Below are 19,690 nucleotides of genomic sequence, written 5' to 3' on the forward strand. Positions count from 1 at the left end.
TCCCCTTCGTCTAGTGGTCCAGGACACCGCCCTTTCACGGCGGTAACAGGGGTTCAAATCCCCTAGGGGACGCCATTCAAATACTGAAGTGTAAAAAGTAATAACTGCGTCCCCTTCGTCTAGTGGTCCAGGACACCGCCCTTTCACGGCGGTAACAGGGGTTCAAATCCCCTAGGGGACGCCATTACTTTTAAACACTTAAGAATTAAGTCCATGGGTCCCCTTCGTCTAGTGGCCTAGGACACCGCCCTTTCACGGCGGTAACAGGGGTTCAAATCCCCTAGGGGACGCCACTTAAATCAACCGCCCGCAGGCGGTTTTTTTGTTTCTGGCTTTCACTACTTCGCCAACTCCAGCAAATAAGGCTCAAGAAAATCAGCTATCTTTGGCTGGGCTTCAGCGGTGGGATGAATACCATCGTCCTGCACGTAATCTGCATTGGTGGCTATCTCTTCCATGAAGAATGGTATCAGCGTTACATTTTCTTCTTTTGCAACCTCTTCAAATACCTGGCGGAACTGCTCTGCAAAGCGTTGGCCATAGTTAGGTGGCACCATAACCTGACTTAAGCCGACTTTAACGCCTTGTTTCTGCGCCTGGTCGATGATTTGTTTTAAATTCGAGCGAACTGTGTTTAGGTCGAACCCGCGAAGGCCATCATTACCGCCTAGCTCGATAAATAAAGCGTCGGGCTTGTGACGCTCTAAAACGCCCTCTAAGCGGCGCAAACCACCACGAGTGGTCTCGCCACTAATACTGGCGTTAATGATGTTTATATCGGGGTGAGAGCTCTCCCAGCGACGATCTAACTCGGCAACCCAGGTTTGTTCCTGAGAAAGCCCGTAACCGGCGCTTAAGCTGTCACCTAAAACAACAAGTGAGACATTTGCGGAAACGCTGCGTATAACCAACAACAGCGCTAAAAATAAACACGTTTTCAAAAGGAAGTTTTTCATCTTATGCTCATTCAAGCTCAACAACTGGAAAAAACCGTAGACACCTCTGAGGGTCCATTACAGATTCTGCAGCCAATTAACGTCAGTATCAATGCCGGTGACACCGTAGCCATTGTCGGCGCTTCGGGTTCCGGTAAGTCGACGCTATTGTCACTACTGGCGGGTTTAGACATCGCATCCTCCGGAGAGGTTCTTATAGAGAACGAAAAATTAAGCGAATTGGATGAGGAGCAGCGCGCAAAAGTTCGTGCTGACAAAGTCGGATTCATTTTTCAGTCGTTCCTGCTGGTACCTAGTTTAAGTGCCTTAGAGAACGTTATGCTCCCGGCAGAGCTGGCCGGACATAAAGGCGCAGAGAAAGAAGCCAGAGAATTACTGGCGAAGGTTGGGCTGGAAGATCGCTGGCATCACTATCCAAATCAATTATCTGGTGGCGAGCAGCAGCGAGTAGCTATTGCCAGAGCCTTTGTCGGACAACCGAAGATTCTTTTTGCCGATGAACCAACGGGTAACCTCGATGCGAAAACCGGTGGAAAAGTCGAAGAGTTGTTATTTGATTTAAACAAGGATTATGGCACCACGCTGATTGTGGTAACTCATGATCAACGGCTTGCAAAGCGCTGTCAGCGCGTGTTGCAAATGGATGCAGGGCAGTTATCGGAGGCAGCTCAGGATGTGGCATAAAATTTCGTTTCGTTTGCTGAAGCATGAGCTGAAACGAGGTGAGCTGACAATTATGGCGCTGGCAATTATTTTGTCAGTCACTGCTGTGTTGTCACTGTCCATTTTCAGCGATCGCTTACAGGCTGGATTAACTGAGCGTAGTAGTGAGTTTCTTGCTGCCGACAGAGTATTGAGCTCGCGGAGAGATATACCGCAAGAGTGGTTAGAGCAAGCCGGGCAAATGAATTTGAAAACCTCCTGGAAAGTTGTGTTCAACTCAATGGCGTTTGCTGATGAGAACATGACCCTGGTGGATATTAAGGCGGTAAGCGATGGCTACCCGTTACGAGGTCAGCTGGAAATTGCTGATGAACCTTTTGGGCAAGGTTATGTGGCCGAAGGTTTGCCTGCAGAAGGTGAGGCCTGGGTCGCTTCTCAGTTATTTCAGGCGCTGCAGTTAGATATCGGCGATGACATTGAGGTTGGCAACAGCAGCTTTAAAGTAACGAAAGTTGTTACCTATGAGCCGGACGTTGGTTTTTCAGTATTTACTGATAGTCCAAACGTTATTATTCGCCACTCACAACTGGAAGAAACGGGCTTGATCCAGCCCGGCAGCCGAGTGCGTTTTAATGTGTTAATGGCGGGTGACAACAGCGACATTACTGCCTATGAAGACTGGTTGCTACCACGCCTGAATGACGACACGCATAGCTGGCGCAGTATAGAAGATGGTGACAGTCCGTTGTCGCGTTCTTTGAATCGTGCTGAGCGTTTTATGATGCTGGCCAGCCTGCTCGGTGTGGTACTGGCTGCAACAGCGGTGGCAGTAGCAGCGCAGCGCTATTGTCAGAGAAATTACGATGTGGTTGCCATATTCAAAACCTTAGGGGCCAGTCGCCAGCAGATACGACGTATCTTTTTACTTCACCTGTTATTGCTTACAGCTGCCAGTGTGGCGGTGGGTATGGCGCTTGGCTGGGCCATTCAATATGTGGTTATTGAATGGGTGGCACAGAAACTGGATGCGACCTTACCTCAAGCCGGATGGCAGCCCTACGCATTAGCCGGAGCGACCGGTGTTATCAGTGCGGTTATGTTTACCCTGTATCCATTATTCAGGTTGGTATCGATTCCGCCGCTACGCGTATTGCACCGTCAATTGACGGCTGGTAATGCGGTGCGTTGGTTGCAATGGGTACTGAGTGGCGGAACCATTTACGCACTGCTGGTGATTTACAGTCAGCAATGGTGGCTTTCCACGGCCTTGTTTGCCGGTGGCGCAGTTGCTGCTGTTATTTTACTGGGGCTGGGTCGTTTGTTTATTTCAGCCAGCCGTAAAGCGGGTATGCAGGCAGGCAGCAGCTGGCGACTGGCGATGGCTGGCTTGCAACGTCGGGCGGCAGCAAATAGCGTTCAAATGCTGAGCTTTTCAACGGCCATTATGCTGTTGCTGCTTGTCATTGTTCTACGAAACGATTTACTGGAAGACTGGAAACGTCAGCTACCTGCCGATGCGCCAAATTATTTCGCAATTAACATTGCTGAAGATAACGTTGATGACATGCAGTCAATGTTCGAGCGGGAAAATATTCCGTCGACCGATCTCTATCCTATTGTGCCGGGACGTTTAACCCATATTAACGGGGAGAAACTCGAGGACGAAGTTACCAAAGAGGATCGTGATGAGGAAGTCTCTGATGAAGATGCTTCAGAAAATGACGGTCGTGAAGGCATAGGCAGAGAGCTCTCTTTAACCTGGCGTGACAGTTTGCCTCCTAACAACGAACTTACCGCAGGAGAGTGGTGGGGCGACAATGCCGAACCTCAGGTCTCGGTGGAGCTGAATGTATCAGAACGACTGGATATTAAAGTCGGTGATGAACTACGCTTTAACTTAGGTGGCGAAGAATTCACTGTACCGGTGACCAGCTTGCGTAAAGCTGACTGGAATACATTGCAGCCAAACTTTTACATGATCTTCAATACCTCGACTCTGGAAGATTTTCCGGCGACTTATATCACCAGTTTCAGACTGGATGAAGAACGTAAAAGTGACCTGTATGAGTTGTTCAAGCCTTTCCCACAGGCATCTTTAATTGATTTGGATGCCATGATAGATCAAATACGGGAAGTGATTGGGCAGGTGAGCTTAGCGATTGTGTTTGTACTGGTACTTGTGATCATTGCTGGCGCTTTAGTGCTGGTAGCGCAAGTTCAGGCGAGTATGGAAGAGCGCCAGAAAGAATTAGTTATTCTAAGAACACTGGGGGCTCCGGGTAAATTACTGAGCCGTAGTATTACTTATGAGTTTTTGGTGTTAGGTGCCATTAGTGGACTGATAGCAACTTTGGCAATGGAGATATCACTGTTCATACTGCAGAACCAGGTGTTTAACATGACGCCGGTTATTCACTGGAAGTTGTGGCTGTTAGGGCCGGCATTTGGTGCTGTAGTGGTTGCTGTTTTAGGCCGCTTATCCTGCTACCGACTTATTCAGAGAAATACCGCTCAGTTAATACGCAAACTGACTTAACAAAATAGGGAGGTGACCAATGAACATTTTAATGACAGGTGGTACCGGGCTTATTGGCTCAGCGTTTATTCGCAAGTACCTAAGTGAGCATCAGTTTACGGTCACTACCCGCAACAAGGAACGCGCAAAAAAGGCCTTGGGTGATGATGTCACTTTGCTCTCTTCGGTGGACGAAGTAACGGATATTGGTCAATTTGAAGCCGTTATTAATCTACAAGGGGAAGGCATTGCGGATAAGCGTTGGAGCGACTCCCGCAAACAGGCGTTAAAAGACAGCCGCTGGCAGGTTACCGAAAAGCTGGCGGCTATGATCAAGGCTGCAGAAACGCCTCCTAAGGTATTTCTGAGTGGTTCCGCTATTGGCTATTATGGCCCGCGTGATGCTCAGCCCGTAAATGAGAATGAGAGCCCTAAGCATACTGACTTTGCGGTGACCTTATGTCAGGAATGGGAGCGTCGGGCTTTAGCTGCAGAGGATGCAACCCGCGTGGTTCTGCTACGCACCGGTGTGGTTCTGGCAAAAGGTGAGGGCGCCCTGGCCAAAATGCTTTTTCCATATAAGTTTGGCTTAGGTGGCCCTTTGGGCGATGGTGATCAGATGATGTCGTGGATACAGCTTGAGGATATGATCCGTGCGATTCAGTATCTGCTGAAACACGACAATTTGTCTGGGCCAGTTAACATGACCGCTCCGGGGCCCGTTACTAATGAAGCCTTTAGCCGTACTCTGGCGTCGGTACTGAATAAACCGCACTTTATGAGAGTACCGGGTTTTGTGCTCAAGTTAGGTCTGGGGGAAATGTCGTCGATGCTGCTTAAAGGTCAGGCTGTGGTGCCCGATAAGTTGCGCAGCCATGGTTTTGAATTTGAGTACCCTACGGTACGGGAAGCCTTTCAGGTCAGTGTGTAATTCTTTACACGTCTTTTTATTTTCTTAACGGACAGTGTTTTCGAAACTCAGTAAAATTGAGGGATGAAAACAAAAAAACAGTACTTACTTAAACAATTAACCCTTGGCGTTGGCATTTTAATGCTGGCGCTTACAGGGTGTACTTCGATTCCCGCTGAAAGTCCTGAAAACTTAGTTGGTACTAGCGAGTCCGGTAAGGCTTCTTATTACGCTATGAAATACCAATTCAGAACGACGGCAAGCGGCGAACGTTATAACCACTTTTCAAGTACAGCGGCTCATCGAACCTTACCGTTTGGAACTAAAGTGCGTGTAACCAATATTGCTAACAATAAAAGTGTTGTGGTCAAAATTAATGACCGGGGACCGTTTATTGATGGCAGGATCATCGATCTGTCACGTTCCGCATTTAGTGAAATAGCCGATCTGGATCTCGGAATTATTGAAGTAACCACTGAAGTGGTTCACTAACTTCAATAGTTATGCTGTTATGTTACAAAGTTTAACAATTTGAGGCGTGACCTTCTAACATATTGATATTAGCCTCCTTAGATAAGTTTAATCTAGGGAGTTAATATGTACTTTTGGAATATTGATGCACTGAAAAGGGACTTTCTTCAGGGACGTTTCAGTCAAACTCAAGCCTTTTACTACTTAGTCTTAATGTTGGTTTTGTTCACACTGCCAGTTGGTATTTGGGGAGATAATACAACGGTCTGGGACAAAGCGTCACTCTGGGTTGACTTAGCCTTCGTAATACTTGGGACGACAGTTGCTTACAAGTCTAATGGCGGACGTGATGGACGAGAGTTTTTGGAGCGTTATGTCTCGCTCAGTTGGGTTTTATTCATACGTCTACTTCCGCTCGTAATACTTCTGGTCCTTGTTGCTTCAATTTTCCGCGATATCTTTATCAGTGATGCCGGTTATGGGTTTACGGGTTATGACTTTGCCGCTTTAGTCTTGATAAGCTTTATCTACTACTGGCGTTTAAGCCATCATATGAGTGACTTGAATCAGTCAAGCTTTTCCGGAGTACAAGTTAGTGCTGAGAATTAAGGCTCTAGCCACGGTCGATTTTATAAAACGAAGGGGAAAGCTTGTAGCTTTCCCTTATGTTTTATGACGACTTATTCATAAGCTGTTCAATAACCAGTTTTAAGTCACCAATAAGATCATCGCTGTTGCGGAAGCCATTCATCAGAATTTTGTATTTGCCGTTCACGATAAGTGTAGGGGTGCCGGTGATATTTTTATCACGAGCGTCTTTATCCATTTGTTTTGCGCGAGCTTTGACTGAAAAGTTATTGAAGCCGCGTTTAAAGTCATTTTCAGAAACGCCTGCCTGAACAAAAATATCTTTAATTTTTTCCTGTGTATCAATCGACTGACGTTGCCCAAACTGCTGCTTAAAAATGCTTTCGCTAATAGCTTGTTCTTTGCCCAGCATTAAGGCTAATGAATAGGCTTGGGTCATTTTGCTGCCCATGCCCGGCTTAGGGCTCAATCCTGACGTGTGTGACTTCTTAAAGGCTTCAGGAAATGTAGCGGCAAGTTCTTTTGCGATGGGCTCGAAACGGTAACAGGCCATGCAATAAAAAGAGAAGTACTCAATAATTTCAGGCGTTGTCGAAGCCGGGTTATCTAAAACTTCGTAGTGCCTGTTCTCGCTAAATTCCTCGGCCTGCAATGTAGCTGCCATGAATAGTGCGCAAACGAACATTGTGATTCTTACTAGCATAGCGAACTCCTTTTCCTTTTTATTATTGTTGGTAATAAGTATTACAGGTAATTATGATAAGAACAATTGAGGCTGTCCCGATTATATCGTTAAATGTCCATCAGGCCACTCTTCTTTGTCGTGTTTATTGATAACAATAGCTTCCGTTAACAACAACGGAGACTATGATGAAATTTACACAAATTCGTAATGCGACACTAAAACTTACTTTTGCCGGAAAAACCTTTTTAATTGATCCTATGCTGGCGGAGAAAGGGCGCTACCCTGGCTTTGAAGGCACGCTAAACAGCCATTTGCGTAATCCTACTGTTGGTTTGCCCTTGTCGATGGATGAAATTCTAGATGTGGATGCGGTGATTGTCACACATACTCATCCTGATCACTGGGATGAAGTGGCAGTGCAGAGCATTCCGAAGGACAAGCTGATTTTCGTGCAGCACGAAGCGGATGCTCATGTGCTTAAAGAGCAAGGCTTCATGAACCTTCAAATACTCACGGAAAATACTGAGTTTGAAGGCATGGCATTACACAAAACACCGGGACAGCATGGCAGTGATGTGACTTTGTCGATGGCCAGAGATGTATTGGGTGAGGTTTGCGGTGTTGTCTTTAAGCATGATGGGGAAAAGACGCTTTATTTGGCGGGTGACACGGTCTGGAATGCTTATGTTGAAAATAGCTTGAAACAATACCAACCAGAGGTAGTTATACTGAACGCCGGAGATGCTCAGATACCTCAGTTAGGTTCCATTATTATGGATAAAGAAGACGTTTACCAGGTTCATAAAGCGGCGCCGGAAGCGACATTAATTGCCAGCCATATGGAATCGGTGAATCACGCCGCGTTATCGCGCGTGGAGTTGCGTCAATTTTTAGTAGAAAAGAATATTACTAATTCAGTGTTGGTACCGGAAGACGGTGACAGTTATAGTTTTTAAACGTTTTTCAGAGGGACAGTTATGAAACAGCCAGTTGTTGCTTTAGTGGCATTTAATCAGTTCAGCTCATTTCACTTTTCTGTCCCCTGCATTATTTTTAACGACATTATGCCAGAGCAGCCTCTTTTTGATTTAAGGGTCTGCGCCGGCGAAGTTGGGGAGCTTAAGTCGAATGTGGGGCTTCAAATAACGCCTGAATATGATGTTACCGGGTTAAGAAGTGCGGACATTGTCATTGTGCCCTTTTGGCGAAACCCGGCGGAACGTCCTCCTCAGCCATTGCTGGATGAATTGAGAAAAGCCTACGACCGGGGTGCACAGATTGTGGGTTTGTGTCTGGGAACCTATGTTTTGGCTTATGCGGGTCTGCTTTCTGGCAAGAAAGCTTCAACGCACTGGGAATTTGAGCCTGACTTTCAAAAGCGTTTTCCAGATGTAACTCTGGACTCTAACTCGCTGTATGTGGACAGTGGAAATATTGTCACATCGGCCGGAACCGGCGCCGGGCTTGATTGCTGTTTATACTTGGTGCGTCAGCAATATGGCAGCGAAGTTGCCAATAAAGTGGCGCGACGTATGGTGATACCGCCTTATCGTAACGGCGGGCAGGCACAATTTATTGACAGACCGGTACCAAAGTCGACACCCAATAGCCGTATTAACGAGTTGCTGGATCACCTGAGACTGAATTTGGGAGAAAGCCATAGCCTGGACGAGCTGGCTGAACGCGTCATGATGACTCGCCGCACATTTAGCCGCCAGTTTCAGAAAGCCACCGGCATGTCAGTGGGAGATTGGTTGGTGAACGAACGCTTACGTTTTAGCCAGGATCTTCTGGAGTCGACCGACTTGCCAATTGAAGTTATTGCGAGCCAATGCGGTTTCAACTCAGCTCTTTCATTACGGAATCATTTTAAAGCGCAATTTAATGTCTCCCCAAGTGAGTGGCGAAAAACCTTTCGGGGAGAACCTACCAGCCAATAATGCGTTGCCAGGTGTTATGCGAACCGTCACTCATTAATACGTGGTAAACCGGATGCATAGCAGCAGTGGCACAGGCATGGTTAGGTAGAATGCGCAGCTGATGACCAACAGGAAAGTCTTCTGGTTGGTAAGCTTCGGTTAACTCAATAACACCGTGCTCTTGCGAGGTGCTGTTAACGCACAAGCCGTCCAGCAGTGAGCCATCTGCTCTGCAGACTTGCCCATAGCCAAAGTCCTGGCTCTGACTTGCTGTACCGCGATCACGCGACAGGGCCATCCAGCCGCTGTCGGTCAGCAACCAATTCTTTTCTTTGTTGTGGCCAATGACTGTTGTGACTACCGACATGGCTATGTCCGAAAAGTCGCACACGCCGATGTTTTTCATGACCAAGTCAAAGGTGGTGTAAACGCCGGCTCTGACTTCACTAATGTCACTAAAGTCTTCGCCAAAATGTGCTGTCGGTGTTGAACCAACGCTGGTTATAGCGCAGTTAATGCCAGCCGCCTGAAGGTTGTCCTGAGCAACTCTAACGGCATCGCATTCTTGTTTGGCGAAGTTTTTTAACCCTTGTTCCGTATTGCAGGCGTACGAGCCACCGGCGTGGGTCATTAAACCGGTGAAATGAGCGCCAAGTTCTTTGGCAATGGTTAACAATTGCGGGTCTCCCGGCTTAATACCACCACGGTGGTCATCACTGTCTATTTCGATGAAAACGGAAAAGTCTTGCCCGAACTGGTCAGCAAAATCGGAAACGGCCTGCGCCTGCACCATATTGTCTATCAGAATATGCAGGTGAATACCTTGCAGCCTTAGCGCGGCTACCCTTTTGAGTTTTTCGGGAGCTATGCCGACGGCATAGAGTAAATCGGTATAACCTGCCTTCGCGTAGGCTTCTGCCTCAGCTAAGGTTGATACTGTAGCCGGAGCATTCTTACTATCGAGTAGGTACTCAGCCGCTTCCAGAGTACGTAGAGTTTTTAAATGTGGGCGTAAATGACTGCCCAGAGACTCAACCCTTTGCTTAAGATAGCCAATATTACTTTTTAATTTAGCTTCATCGATGAGCAAATAAGGTGTATCCGGATGTGTGATCCAGTCAGGAGCGGATTTCATAATTGTTGTCCTGCATTTGTGATGATTAAAACTGCCAAAAGCCGTAAAGCAAGCCAGGAATAACGCTTAAAATCATGTAAACAGCGTAACGATAGTGTAATTTAATGCCGGCGACAGAGGCGAACATAACGCCTTTAAGCAGGGTATTGCTGGCACAGGCTAAGATAATTCCCATAGCGGCGACCTGACCGGAGAGTTCGCCCTGAGCCGAGCGTGACAGCGACAAGGTAATGGCATCAACATCCATCAGGCCGGATACTATAGCCAGGCTGTATATTCCAGCATCACCAAACCATTTTTTCATTGCCTCCGCCATTAGCAGAATAACCGCTAACAAAATACCAAACTGGATGGCAGTGGTCAGTTGCAGTGGGTTACTGATGGTTATCTCCCGGGCTTCCGATGAAGGTTTACGTTTATGTTGTCTGTACAAGAGTGCTATGACAGTTAATAACCCGGCAAACATGAGAAGAATAGGCGGCCACAATAGCGTTAGAAGCTCACGGTTAACAACAAAGACCTCAATAAGAACACGTGGGAACATAATGCTACAGGCGAGCAGCATGCCACTGGCGTAAATGACACTGTGAGAATTCTTTTTCGCAAAACGAGCCATCGTTAAGGTCACTGCGGTGGATGATGCGAAGCCCCCGGCAATGGCGGTAATTAAGGTGCCGCGCTTCTCTCCCAGTAACTGAGTAAACAGGTAGCCAATAAAAGACAGACCCGAAATTAATACCACCATCCACCACAGCCAGTAGGGGTTTAGTGCCTGCCAGGGGCCGTAACCTTCATTTGGCAGCAAAGGCAGGACAACCACAGATATCAGCAGTAAAGTGATGCCAGAGTAAAAGGCTTTAGGTGAAATGCGTTTAAGCAATTTGTGCAGACTCTTTTTATGGCCGAGAAGAGCAACCACTACAGCACCGCAACTGAGTGCAGGTAAAGGGTCGCCGGAGGCGGCCCAAATTGCCAACGCAAAAGTCAGCAGCATTGAGAATTCGGTGGTAATACCCGCGTCATCGGAGAGCTTGCTATGACTGATATAAGACGATGCAATGAGTATGGCAACAACAAAGAACCCGGTAACGATAAGCCACACGCCCCATTGTTGAGCTAAAATCGCAAAAACGCCGCCACTGAGTCCTATTAAACTGAAGGTTCTTACGCCGGCAACTCGCGTGCCGTCATCACTGTCCCTGCCGCTCCAGCCGCGTTCAATGCCTATCATCAGGCCCAATGCCAGAGCTGCCAGTAAGGATAACGCCAGTTCCATTTGGTAATGCATTGTGAAGCGTCCTTATTAATTGCACTGACTTTATAATGACTTTAATTGACCTTCAGTGCGTCTAGCAAGTTTTTACGCCAGAGAGACTCTTTGAACTGACTGCGAAAGAAGTTGAAATGGCCAATACCTTTACTCTCGGTCATTTCCGGGGTCAGGTCTTTCAACACCTTGTCTGCGTTAGGGTAATGCGCTAGCAGGTTTTCAATATTGGAGCGTTGCAACAACTCGTCATCAGCAATATGAAAGGCGCTGATAGGGGATGAAAATGCTTTATAGCGTTTCTTTTGTTCCGTGCTGATATTGTCAAACAAGTAGTCTTTACTGCGGCACCAGCGACTCCATTGCTTCATGGCTGCTGCAGGCATGTCACCGACCATATTCAGGCGCTTCCCCGGAAAATAGCCGGCAATGGGAGTGCTAATAGGAGCTGCAAAATACCATAACAACCAGGATGTCCAGCGGACCTGTTTGCTGGCTTTCAGCCAATAGCCGGTACCGCTGGCTATGGTTACCATCTTATCTATCTTATTGGCGTTATGTGCCATGGCAACAATTTGCCCACCCAGGCTGTGAGCCAGCCAGATTAGGGGTTCGCCCTTCTGACAGGACTGCGCATAGTCAAGTACCGAGGTGATGTCGAGCTCAGCCCAGTCAATAATATCGGATTTTATTTGCTTAAGTGGTTTATCAACCGACTGGCCAATACCGTAGTAGTCAAAAGTAATGACCCGGTAGCCTTGTTCGCTTAACCAGCGGGCTATGGGCTGATAAAAGCGCTGTTTCACACCTAGGGCGGCGGCTATAACAATTGTGGCCTTAGCGGTCGACTCAGGGTCAAAACGTACACAGTGCAGGTAGCGGTTATTGGCGGTGAGCTCAACGCTTTTCATAGTCACTGATTAATTCGGTTAGTTCGGTAAAACGGCGTTGAATGGCTTCACCGTCGCTTTTTTATAGACACCGGCTTGCCAGTAAGGATCGTCGTTGGCCCATTGTTCCGCTTCTTCCTGAGAGTCAAATTCAGCGATGACCACTGAGCCGGTAAAACCGAGTACACCCGGATCAAGCTCTGCAATAGCCGGGAAGGGACCGGCGACCAGTAAGCGACCATCGTTCTGTAAGGCTCTTAAGCGCTCAATGTGAGCGGGACGAGCCTGCTTGCGGCCTTCCAGTGAGTTTTCATGGTCTTCTGCGAAAATAATGAACCACATTAGTCCTGGGTCTCCTCTTCCTCTGTGTGTTTGTGTATATAAAGCTCTGTACCAAGGACAAATAGGAATGTCACCGCAAGAATGCCAAATACTTTAAAGTTAACCCAGGCTTCCTGACTCCAGAATTCGGCGATATAGAGATTGAGTGCTGCTAAAACCAAACAAAATAGAATCCATGCATAGGTGAGCTTTAACCAGATAAGATCAGGCAATTTTATATCTTTACCACGGAGCGACCTAATGACGTTCGTTTTTTTTAAAAATAAGCTTCCTATAAGAAATAACGCGATAGCAGCATAAATTGCTGAAACCTTCATCTTAATAAACCAGTCATCGTGGAGTATTAACGTCAGCGAACCAAAGAACATAACTACAAGTGGCAATACCCAGTGACGAGTAGTCAGCGGATGCTTCAGTAACTTTAAACCTATTACCTGAACCACTGCCCCTGCCATTAGCACGCCGGTAGCGACGTAAATATCGGCCATTTTGTAAAACACAAAAAAAGCGATTATGGGTAAATATTCTAACAACAGGGCCATTAACTACTCCGGTGGCAACTCTATGACAATTGGGTTGCGGCCTTCATGCCTTTTACAAAAGCTCTAAGGTCCGCTGTTTGCTGCGCGTTATTGTCGAGGTTTTTCTCAATAAGCGCAACCACAGCTGAGCCACTAATTGCACCGTCGGCACCTGCCGCAAGCGCCCGTTGTACATGCTCAGGCCGGGATATGCCAAACCCAAGCAAAGTCGGCGGCGCACCGGCTTCTTTCAGTTTGTTAATCAGCTCAGATGCCGGAGCCTGCATTTGCGTGTCAGCTCCGGTAACTCCTGAGCGACTCAGCAGGTAGACATAACCTGAGCATTGTTCAGCAATAGTGACTAACAGTGCATCACTGGCATCCGGTGGCGCAATAAATACAGCGTCTATACCAATTTCTTTTGCAATGGCGGCAAAACGTTTGGCTTCCTTGGTTGGTACGTCGGCAATAAGTACTGAATCGACGCCAACATCTTTCATTTGCTGATAAAACTCACGAACACCTTTAGCGTAGATTAAGTTGGCATAAACTAACAAACCAATGGGTATTTGTGGTGAATAGTCGCGAACTTCTTTTAAAATCTGCAAAATATCATTAAAGGTTGTTCCCGCGTCTAAGGCTCGCAGGTTTGCCCGTTGAATCATGGGGCCGTCAGCTACAGGATCCGAAAATGGGAGCCCAAGTTCCAGCGCATCGGCGCCGCCATCGATAAGGGCTTTGATAACTTCCACACTTTGCCCCGGAGTCGGGTCGCCTATGGTGACAAATGGCACAAAAGCACCTTGATTATCGTCTTTTAATTGTGCGAAACACGTTTCATAACGGCTCATTGTTGTTCCTCCGTAGCACTAACTCCAGCATTTTCCTGAGCGCTGAAAATACGACGTACGTGATCGATGTCTTTGTCGCCGCGTCCCGACAGGTTAATCAATAAAATTTCAGGTGCATCTGGTTCGGCTGCGCGTTTCAATGCATAAGCTAAAGCATGGGCTGATTCCAGCGCCGGAATAATACCCTCATGACGCGACAGCAACTTAAAGGCTTCCAGTGCTTCCTCATCGGTAACCGATTCATAGCGTGCACGACCAATGGCTTTTAGATGCGCATGCTGAGGACCTACGCCAGGGTAGTCGAGGCCCGCTGATACGGAATAGGACTCTTCGATTTGTCCTTCCGGGTTTTGCATTAAAAATGACAGACAACCGTGCAAAATACCGGGCTTTCCTGCAGTGAGTGTGGCCCCGTGATGCTTGGTTTCCACACCTTTACCGGCAGGTTCGACACCAACCAGCTCGACGTCTTCTTCGTCGATGAAGTCGGCGAACATGCCAATGGCGTTTGAGCCACCACCGACACAGGCAATAACTTCATCGGGTAAACGACCGGCCTGCTCTTTAATTTGGGCCTTAGCCTCCTCACCAATCATGCGGTGGAATTCGCGCACTATGGTCGGGAAGGGGTGTGCCCCGGCGGCAGTTCCTAATAAGTAATGAGTATCCGGGTAGCTGGAAGTCCAGTCGCGCAGCGCTTCGTTGACCGCGTCTTTTAAAGTACCGCTGCCGGTATCGACGGGCACAACCTTTGCACCCATTAATTCCATACGAAAGACATTGGGTTGTTGGCGTTCAACGTCTTTCTTACCCATATAAATAATGCATTCCAAGTCCAGCAGGGCACAGGCAAGGGCTGTCGCGGTTCCGTGTTGCCCTGCGCCGGTTTCGGCAATAATACGGGTTTTGCCCATGCGTTTAGCCAGCAATGCTTGCCCCAGTACCTGGTTGGTTTTATGGGCGCCGCCATGAAGTAAGTCTTCACGCTTAAGGTAAATTTTTGTTTTATTCGGGCTGTGCAGCGGCAGGTTACGGCACAAGCTGAGCGGCGTTGGCCTACCTAGGTAATTTTTCAACAATCCGCGAAACTCAGCTTGAAAATCCTCATCTTGTTGCGCTTCGATAAAGGCCTTTTCCAACTGCTCTAATGCCGGTAATAAGATTTCAGGAACGAACTGGCCGCCGAAATCGCCAAAGTAAGCGGGTAATGACTGACTCATACAGCCTCCTGTTGGGTATGCTTGTCTGATATTCTGTTTGACGAAAATCGACCGTATTGACGAATTTTCGTGAATGTTTGAGCTATCTTACTGCTATTTTTAACGCCGGGCTTCCACTCTGCTTGAGAGTTAATGTCGACTCCGGCAAAGCCTAGTTCAATTGCACTGGTAATACTGTCGGGGCCAATGCCTCCGGCTAGCAGGCAGCGTTGTCTTTCTTCATGACTTAATGGCGTCAACAATTCCCAGTTAAAAGCCTTGCCGCTGCCGCCACCGCGGTTGTCCAGAACAAAGGCATCAACCGGAAGGTCCGGCAATTGCGCCGGGCTCTCAATCGCTAAAGCTTTCCATATTTTTACGGCTTCCAGACCGGCTTGGCGTAATTGCTGACGCAATTGAACAACATAGTCGATATCTTCATGACCATGCAGTTGAATAGCGGAAAGCCCGACTTTTCCGGCCGTTTCGATAAGGCTATCTAATGGCTGATCAGCAAAAACACCGACGTACTCAAGGCCAGTGGCTTCTGCTGTTATTTCTTTTGCCTGCTGCTGGGTAACGCAGCGGGGAGAGTGCTCAACAAATATCAACCCACCATATGCGGCCCCTTGTGAGCGGGCGTTTATAGCGTCTTCTGCGCGGGTCAGGCCGCAGACTTTGTTTTGCCCGAAAAGCAGTTTTCGACAGGCTAAATCAACGTCTGGCTGAGCGCTCAATGCGCTGCCAATAAGGAAACCGTTAACAAAGGGAGCTACCCGGCGAATGTCCGCGTGTTCGGAAAATCCCGACTCAGCAATGAGTAAGGCATTCTCCGGTGCCAGCGGAGCTAACTGTGCGCTGCGGTTCGGCTCAATGCTTAAGTCCGTTAAGTCGCGGTGGTTAATACCAATAATGTTCGCGCCCAGGTTTGCGGCACGTTTCATTTCGTTTTCGTTAGCGACTTCGGTGAGCACGTCCATCGCGAGCGATTCGGCGATATCACGCAGGATGGTATACTGCGCATCATCGAGTACAGACAGCATAAGCAAAATAGCGTCTGCGCCAAAGTAACGAGCTCGGTAAACCTGCTCTTCATCAATAAAGAAGTCTTTGCATAAAACCGGCTGAGTCACTTGTTGGCGCACGGCGGTCAGGTAGTCCAGCCGGCCCTGAAAAAAATCAGGCTCGGTTAATACGGAAATGGCCGCGGCATAAGGCTGGTAGCTTTTTGCCAACAGTGGCGCATCAAAGTCAGCACGAATTAGACCTTTTGACGGGGAGGCTTTTTTACATTCCAGAATAAAACCTGCCTGCTCACCACTCAATGCGTCATATAAGCTGCGATTACTGGTGCTAAGTTGAGATTGAATTTCCGCTAACGGCATCATTTCAGCCTGAGCTTTGTTTTGCTCAACTTTGCGCTCGACAATGGTTTTCAGCACATTCTTTTTTAAGCTGATGCTGTCAGACATGATAAGTCTCCTGGGCGTCTTGTACGCGGCGTAAATGCAACAGAGCCTGGCCGGTATCTAAATGCTCCAGTGTTGCTGCAGTTGCGGCTTTCATATCGCTGTATTGTCCACTTAAATAAAGCAAAGCTGCAACGTTCATAGCAACTGAGTGGCGCTGAGCGGGGCTGCCGCCTCCGGCAAGAATGTCTTCCAGAATACGGGCATTGAAGTCAGCATCGCCGCCTTTTAACTCGTCAAGCGGGGCGCTGGGAACACCAAAGTCGTCAGGAGTAACCCGGTACTCATTCAGCTCGCCGTCACGCAGTTCAATGACTTGAGTCGAGCCGTGCAGAGCCAGTTCATCCAGTCCACTTCCATGCACGACCATAGCACGCTTAACCCCCAGTCGCTGCAGGGTTTCAGCCATAGGCCTTACCCATTCCTCACTATAAACGCCGAGCAGTTGAGCATCGGGTCGGGCAGGGTTAACTAAAGGACCAATCAGGTTGAATAAGGTGCGTGTTTTCAGTGTTTGTCTTACCGGCATAGCGTGTTTAATGCCCGGGTGATAATGCGGAGCAAATAAAAAGCAAAAGCCGTTATCGGCCAACTGGACAGAGGCATCCGAAGGATCCAGATTAACGCGAAGTTTAAGTGCTTCGAGTACATCGGCTGAGCCTGAACGTGAAGACACACTTCGGTTACCATGTTTGGCCACAGCCAGACCCATACTGGCGGCAACCAGAGCAGCCGTGGTGGAGATATTGATGGTGTTGCTGCCATCGCCGCCGGTACCGCAGCTGTCAATGACTGTGGTATCGGGACGGACAAAAGGCTTTGCGGCCGATAAAATCGCTTCAGCGGCACCGGCTAATTCGGCTGGGGTTTCGCCCCGCATTTTCATGGCAATGAGCGCCGCGGTCACCTGAATGTCGTTGAGCTCGCCTTTAATTAAGCGCTGGAAAAACTCACGGGTTTGATCTTGCGTCAGAGCCTCACCAGACATCAGAGTTTGTAGGGCTTTCATGGCTTTGCTCCTGTTAATAAATACTGAATGCTGTTACTAAGTAATTGTTTTCCCTTTGGCGTTAAAAGCGACTCCGGGTGAAACTGAAAGCCAATGGCATGACTAACGGTTCCTGCTTCATTAAAAAACTCGGCAGCCATGGGGATACTGCCATCGGGGCCATCTAAACTGGCTATTACCTTTGTTGCTTCCGGAAGGTCGTAACCACTTAATGAGTGGTAACGCGCTACAACGCACTGGTTGTTATCCGTTGCGGCGGTAAATACGGGATGCGTCACAGTATCGACCTTAGCGGTTTTGCCATGGACAATCTCACCGCAGGTATCAACTCGTCCGCCTGCGTGCTCAATTAACGCCTGAAAGCCCAGACAAATACCCAGCATGGGTATGCGGCCGCTGCAGTATCGGATCACTTCCATCAGGTTTCCGGCATTTGATGGGTGCCCGGGTCCCGGTGACAAGCATACCAGTTGAGGGCCACTGTAATTTTCCAGCTGTTCAATCACATCGGTTGCTGCCAGTTGGTTACGATAAACGACCAGCGGAAAACCTAACTGGCGCAACTCATCCACTAGGTTGTACGAGAACGAGTCGACGTTATCTATCAGTACGATACGAGCTGACTGAGTCATTATAGCGTCTCCTGTTCAGGTAAAGTGTGGGCCTGCTGAATTGCCAGGATAACGGCCTTAGCTTTATTCTCTGTTTCGGCGACTTCGCTAGCCGGATCTGAGTCATGCACTACACCAGCACCGGCCTGCACTATGGCTTCGTCGTTCTTAACAAACGCGGAGCGAATAACAATACAGGTATCCATGTCGCCATTACCGGCCAGATACCCAACAGCGCCGCCGTAGCTGCCGCGACGTTGTTGTTCGACCTGACGAATAAGAGTCGCGGCGCTAACTTTTGGAGCTCCCACTAAAGTGCCCATATTCATGCAGGCGCGGTAAGCGTGAAGAGCATCGCAGTCGTTCCTCAGTTTTGCCACCACGCGTGAAACCAGGTGCATGACATGCGAATAACGGTCAACCTGAAGCAGGTCGGCAACGTAACGAGTGCCGGTTTCGCTAATACGGGCTAAATCGTTACGGGCTAAATCAACCAGCATTAAATGTTCTGCGAGTTCTTTTTGGTCAAGTCGCAGTTCCAGTTCCATGCGGCTGTCTAAGTCCGGGTTAATACTGCCGTCGGCATTTTTACCGCGTGGACGGGTACCGGCAATCGGATAAAGCTCTACCTGATTGGTGTCCTGCTGATATTTCAGTGCGGACTCAGGTGAGGCTCCAAACAGGCAAAAATCCGGATGACTCATAAAAAACATATAGGGTGAGGGGTTATTCTTCTTCAACTGCTGGTAAGCGGCTAACGGATCAGGGCAGGGCATTTTAAAACGCCGGGACGGCACTACCTGAAAAATATCGCCCGCCACAATGTTCTCTTTTAGCCGGGTAACAATGCCTGCAAATTCTTCTGCTGAGGGTGTGGCTGTTACTTTTACATCAATCGGCTGAGGTTGAGGTTCTATTACCGGCAGCTGACAGCGCGCTGCCAGTTCTCCTATACGCTGACTCATAGCCTGATAACGCTGGTCGTGACCGTCACCGCTGAAAACACTGCCAAGAAGCTCAGTGGTTTGCTGTTGATGATTAATAATCAGCAAGGTTTCTGCCAGGTAAAAGACATAGTCAGGGCAGTTGTTTTCGCCTTCTTCAACTTCGGGCAGCCGCTCGTAGCTGGCAACAAAGTCATAGGCGAAAGCGCCGCCGAGAAAGACAGAAAACGGGTGCTGTTTTGCTGTGTCGTTTGCTTTATTGAGGTTTTGCTGGAGTAGTCGCAGCGGCTCCATGTTACTGATTTGACGTAAGCGGGAGTCTTCATCCAGTGGCATAGTTGCAGCACTGAAGGTTAATGTCAGTTGGTCTGGTGCACTTTCAATAGTCGCACTATCTTTAAGCTGTTCTTCAATCCAGCTTAGCAAGGCAGAGCCGTTATCAGTCAGGGCATCAATAGTGACCTGTTGATTGTTACAGGTAATTCGTAACGCTGCATCAATCAGCAGCAAGCTCTTTACCTGCTGCTTGGTGCCGATATCAGCTGAGTCCAGCAGTAAATGCTCACCTTGTGTGCTGCAAGTGTTCTGAAATACTTGTAGTGGCTCCGCCTGATAAGGCAGTGACACTCTCAGTGTCTCTAAATTGCCGTCTTGTTCAGTTGTCAGGTTTTTCACCTCAGACCTCGTTTTCTCTTGTTGATTTTTAAACCTGCTCCAGTGAAACGGCAATAAAAAACCCGCTCAA

20 protein-coding genes, 2 tRNA genes and 1 other annotated feature (1 of these 23 cut by a window edge) are annotated in these 19,690 nt (G+C 48.2%); of the genes, 9 read left to right on the plus strand and 13 right to left on the minus strand.

Annotated elements, in window-relative coordinates:
- The first annotated feature begins 108 nt into the window (after nt 1-108).
- Together ACP7FG_RS10955 and ACP7FG_RS10960 are read left to right on the plus strand one after the other, a co-directional pair.
- A tRNA-Glu gene (locus ACP7FG_RS10955) sits at nt 109-184 on the plus strand.
- A 33-nt stretch (nt 185-217) separates the two neighbouring features.
- A tRNA-Glu gene (locus ACP7FG_RS10960) sits at nt 218-293 on the plus strand.
- A 45-nt stretch (nt 294-338) separates the two neighbouring features.
- On the opposite strand, the gene ACP7FG_RS10965 is transcribed toward ACP7FG_RS10960, so the two are convergent.
- Nucleotides 339-956 carry an arylesterase gene (locus ACP7FG_RS10965; RefSeq protein WP_054488465.1) on the minus strand — a complete coding sequence of 206 codons (618 nt, stop codon included), beginning with the start codon at nt 954-956 and terminating at the stop codon, nt 339-341.
- Nucleotides 957-959: 3 nt separating this feature from the next.
- Here ACP7FG_RS10965 and ACP7FG_RS10970 point away from each other — a divergent pair, with 3 nt between their 5' ends.
- From ACP7FG_RS10970 to ACP7FG_RS10990, 5 genes are all read left to right on the plus strand, one after another.
- Nucleotides 960-1,640 (plus strand): ABC transporter ATP-binding protein, encoded by a 681-nt coding sequence (locus ACP7FG_RS10970; RefSeq protein WP_439226388.1) that lies wholly within the window; start codon nt 960-962, stop codon nt 1,638-1,640.
- On the plus strand, nt 1,630-4,155 hold the full coding sequence (locus ACP7FG_RS10975; protein ID WP_278356710.1) for an ABC transporter permease: 2,526 nt from the start codon (nt 1,630-1,632) through the stop codon (nt 4,153-4,155). The genes ACP7FG_RS10970 and ACP7FG_RS10975 overlap by 11 nt, the downstream gene beginning before the upstream one ends.
- 19 nt (nt 4,156-4,174) lie before the next feature.
- On the plus strand, nt 4,175-5,065 hold the full coding sequence (locus ACP7FG_RS10980) for a TIGR01777 family oxidoreductase (RefSeq protein WP_439226389.1): 891 nt from the start codon (nt 4,175-4,177) through the stop codon (nt 5,063-5,065).
- A gap of 63 nt (nt 5,066-5,128) precedes the next feature.
- Nucleotides 5,129-5,536, plus strand: a complete 408-nt coding sequence (locus ACP7FG_RS10985; protein WP_439226390.1) for a septal ring lytic transglycosylase RlpA family protein — start codon at nt 5,129-5,131, stop codon at nt 5,534-5,536.
- Nucleotides 5,537-5,641: 105 nt separating this feature from the next.
- A complete protein-coding gene (locus tag ACP7FG_RS10990; protein WP_439226391.1) occupies nt 5,642-6,124 on the plus strand; it encodes a hypothetical protein in 483 nt (160 codons plus the stop codon).
- Nucleotides 6,125-6,185: 61 nt separating this feature from the next.
- On the opposite strand, the gene ACP7FG_RS10995 is transcribed toward ACP7FG_RS10990, so the two are convergent.
- Entirely contained in the window at nt 6,186-6,806 is a 621-nt protein-coding gene (locus ACP7FG_RS10995) for a thiol:disulfide interchange protein DsbA/DsbL (RefSeq protein WP_439226392.1), read from the minus strand.
- Between the two features lie 164 nt (nt 6,807-6,970).
- On the opposite strand from ACP7FG_RS10995, the gene ACP7FG_RS11000 reads away from it, so the two are divergent.
- Nucleotides 6,971-7,744 carry an MBL fold metallo-hydrolase gene (locus ACP7FG_RS11000; RefSeq protein ID WP_439226393.1) on the plus strand — a complete coding sequence of 258 codons (774 nt, stop codon included), beginning with the start codon at nt 6,971-6,973 and terminating at the stop codon, nt 7,742-7,744.
- A 21-nt stretch (nt 7,745-7,765) separates the two neighbouring features.
- On the plus strand, nt 7,766-8,728 hold the full coding sequence (locus ACP7FG_RS11005) for a GlxA family transcriptional regulator (protein WP_439226394.1): 963 nt from the start codon (nt 7,766-7,768) through the stop codon (nt 8,726-8,728).
- On the opposite strand, the gene ACP7FG_RS11010 is transcribed toward ACP7FG_RS11005, so the two are convergent.
- The 11 genes from ACP7FG_RS11010 to ACP7FG_RS11060 are packed head-to-tail and all read right to left on the minus strand — an operon-like array spanning nt 8,715 to nt 19,620.
- The gene (locus ACP7FG_RS11010) at nt 8,715-9,842 is read right to left on the minus strand and encodes a DSD1 family PLP-dependent enzyme (RefSeq protein ID WP_439226395.1); all 1,128 of its coding nucleotides are present in this window, start codon (nt 9,840-9,842) and stop codon (nt 8,715-8,717) included. The two genes, ACP7FG_RS11005 and ACP7FG_RS11010, sit on opposite strands and share 14 nt — an antisense overlap.
- Nucleotides 9,843-9,867: 25 nt before the next feature.
- A complete protein-coding gene (locus tag ACP7FG_RS11015) occupies nt 9,868-11,130 on the minus strand; it encodes an MgtC/SapB family protein (RefSeq protein WP_439226396.1) in 1,263 nt (420 codons plus the stop codon).
- A 41-nt stretch (nt 11,131-11,171) separates the two neighbouring features.
- Entirely contained in the window at nt 11,172-12,020 is an 849-nt protein-coding gene (locus ACP7FG_RS11020; protein WP_439226397.1) for an alpha/beta hydrolase family protein, read from the minus strand.
- 18 nt (nt 12,021-12,038) lie between these two features.
- Nucleotides 12,039-12,341, minus strand: coding sequence for a YciI family protein (locus ACP7FG_RS11025; RefSeq protein WP_439226398.1), 303 nt, complete (start codon nt 12,339-12,341; stop codon nt 12,039-12,041).
- Entirely contained in the window at nt 12,341-12,883 is a 543-nt protein-coding gene (locus tag ACP7FG_RS11030) for an inner membrane-spanning protein YciB (protein ID WP_439226399.1), read from the minus strand. Before ACP7FG_RS11030 ends, ACP7FG_RS11025 begins: the two co-directional genes overlap by 1 nt.
- 20 nt (nt 12,884-12,903) lie before the next feature.
- On the minus strand, nt 12,904-13,713 hold the full coding sequence (trpA, locus tag ACP7FG_RS11035) for a tryptophan synthase subunit alpha (RefSeq protein WP_439226400.1): 810 nt from the start codon (nt 13,711-13,713) through the stop codon (nt 12,904-12,906).
- Complete coding sequence (trpB, locus tag ACP7FG_RS11040; protein WP_054488440.1) at nt 13,710-14,933, minus strand: tryptophan synthase subunit beta; 1,224 nt, start codon at nt 14,931-14,933, stop codon at nt 13,710-13,712. The genes trpA and trpB overlap by 4 nt, the downstream gene beginning before the upstream one ends.
- A complete protein-coding gene (gene trpCF / locus ACP7FG_RS11045) occupies nt 14,930-16,384 on the minus strand; it encodes a bifunctional indole-3-glycerol-phosphate synthase TrpC/phosphoribosylanthranilate isomerase TrpF (RefSeq protein ID WP_439226401.1) in 1,455 nt (484 codons plus the stop codon). The genes trpB and trpCF overlap by 4 nt, the downstream gene beginning before the upstream one ends.
- Nucleotides 16,377-17,390 carry an anthranilate phosphoribosyltransferase gene (gene trpD / locus ACP7FG_RS11050; protein WP_439226402.1) on the minus strand — a complete coding sequence of 338 codons (1,014 nt, stop codon included), beginning with the start codon at nt 17,388-17,390 and terminating at the stop codon, nt 16,377-16,379. The genes trpCF and trpD overlap by 8 nt, the downstream gene beginning before the upstream one ends.
- Complete coding sequence (locus ACP7FG_RS11055) at nt 17,387-18,022, minus strand: anthranilate synthase component II (protein WP_224797214.1); 636 nt, start codon at nt 18,020-18,022, stop codon at nt 17,387-17,389. Before ACP7FG_RS11055 ends, trpD begins: the two co-directional genes overlap by 4 nt.
- Nucleotides 18,022-19,620, minus strand: a complete 1,599-nt coding sequence (locus tag ACP7FG_RS11060; protein WP_439226403.1) for an anthranilate synthase component 1 — start codon at nt 19,618-19,620, stop codon at nt 18,022-18,024. The genes ACP7FG_RS11055 and ACP7FG_RS11060 overlap by 1 nt, the downstream gene beginning before the upstream one ends.
- A gap of 52 nt (nt 19,621-19,672) precedes the next feature.
- Nucleotides 19,673-19,690: a sequence feature (Trp leader region), on the minus strand; it runs 87 nt beyond the window's last position.

This window comes from Idiomarina sp. ST10R2A5, assembly GCF_051842325.1.
Taxonomy (GTDB): Bacteria; Pseudomonadota; Gammaproteobacteria; order Enterobacterales; family Alteromonadaceae; genus Idiomarina; species Idiomarina abyssalis.

Excerpts from the sequence above, each read along its gene's own strand:
- ACP7FG_RS10985 (WP_439226390.1), top strand. The coding sequence starts at position 5,129 with ATGAAAACAAAAAAACAGTACTTACTTAAACAATTAACCCTTGGCGTT.
- ACP7FG_RS11015 (WP_439226396.1), bottom strand. The coding sequence starts at position 11,130 with ATGCATTACCAAATGGAACTGGCGTTATCCTTACTGGCAGCTCTGGCA.
- ACP7FG_RS10990 (WP_439226391.1), top strand. The coding sequence starts at position 5,642 with ATGTACTTTTGGAATATTGATGCACTGAAAAGGGACTTTCTTCAGGGA.
- ACP7FG_RS11010 (WP_439226395.1), bottom strand. The coding sequence starts at position 9,842 with ATGAAATCCGCTCCTGACTGGATCACACATCCGGATACACCTTATTTG.
- ACP7FG_RS10975 (WP_278356710.1), top strand. The coding sequence starts at position 1,630 with ATGTGGCATAAAATTTCGTTTCGTTTGCTGAAGCATGAGCTGAAACGA.
- ACP7FG_RS11055 (WP_224797214.1), bottom strand. The coding sequence starts at position 18,022 with ATGACTCAGTCAGCTCGTATCGTACTGATAGATAACGTCGACTCGTTC.
- ACP7FG_RS11000 (WP_439226393.1), top strand. The coding sequence starts at position 6,971 with ATGATGAAATTTACACAAATTCGTAATGCGACACTAAAACTTACTTTT.
- trpD (WP_439226402.1), bottom strand. The coding sequence starts at position 17,390 with ATGAAAGCCCTACAAACTCTGATGTCTGGTGAGGCTCTGACGCAAGAT.
- ACP7FG_RS10995 (WP_439226392.1), bottom strand. The coding sequence starts at position 6,806 with ATGCTAGTAAGAATCACAATGTTCGTTTGCGCACTATTCATGGCAGCT.
- ACP7FG_RS10980 (WP_439226389.1), top strand. The coding sequence starts at position 4,175 with ATGAACATTTTAATGACAGGTGGTACCGGGCTTATTGGCTCAGCGTTT.
- trpB (WP_054488440.1), bottom strand. The coding sequence starts at position 14,933 with ATGAGTCAGTCATTACCCGCTTACTTTGGCGATTTCGGCGGCCAGTTC.
- ACP7FG_RS10965 (WP_054488465.1), bottom strand. The coding sequence starts at position 956 with ATGAAAAACTTCCTTTTGAAAACGTGTTTATTTTTAGCGCTGTTGTTG.
- ACP7FG_RS11005 (WP_439226394.1), top strand. The coding sequence starts at position 7,766 with ATGAAACAGCCAGTTGTTGCTTTAGTGGCATTTAATCAGTTCAGCTCA.
- ACP7FG_RS11020 (WP_439226397.1), bottom strand. The coding sequence starts at position 12,020 with ATGAAAAGCGTTGAGCTCACCGCCAATAACCGCTACCTGCACTGTGTA.
- trpA (WP_439226400.1), bottom strand. The coding sequence starts at position 13,713 with ATGAGCCGTTATGAAACGTGTTTCGCACAATTAAAAGACGATAATCAA.
- ACP7FG_RS11025 (WP_439226398.1), bottom strand. The coding sequence starts at position 12,341 with ATGTGGTTCATTATTTTCGCAGAAGACCATGAAAACTCACTGGAAGGC.
- trpCF (WP_439226401.1), bottom strand. The coding sequence starts at position 16,384 with ATGTCTGACAGCATCAGCTTAAAAAAGAATGTGCTGAAAACCATTGTC.
- ACP7FG_RS11030 (WP_439226399.1), bottom strand. The coding sequence starts at position 12,883 with ATGGCCCTGTTGTTAGAATATTTACCCATAATCGCTTTTTTTGTGTTT.
- ACP7FG_RS10970 (WP_439226388.1), top strand. The coding sequence starts at position 960 with ATGCTCATTCAAGCTCAACAACTGGAAAAAACCGTAGACACCTCTGAG.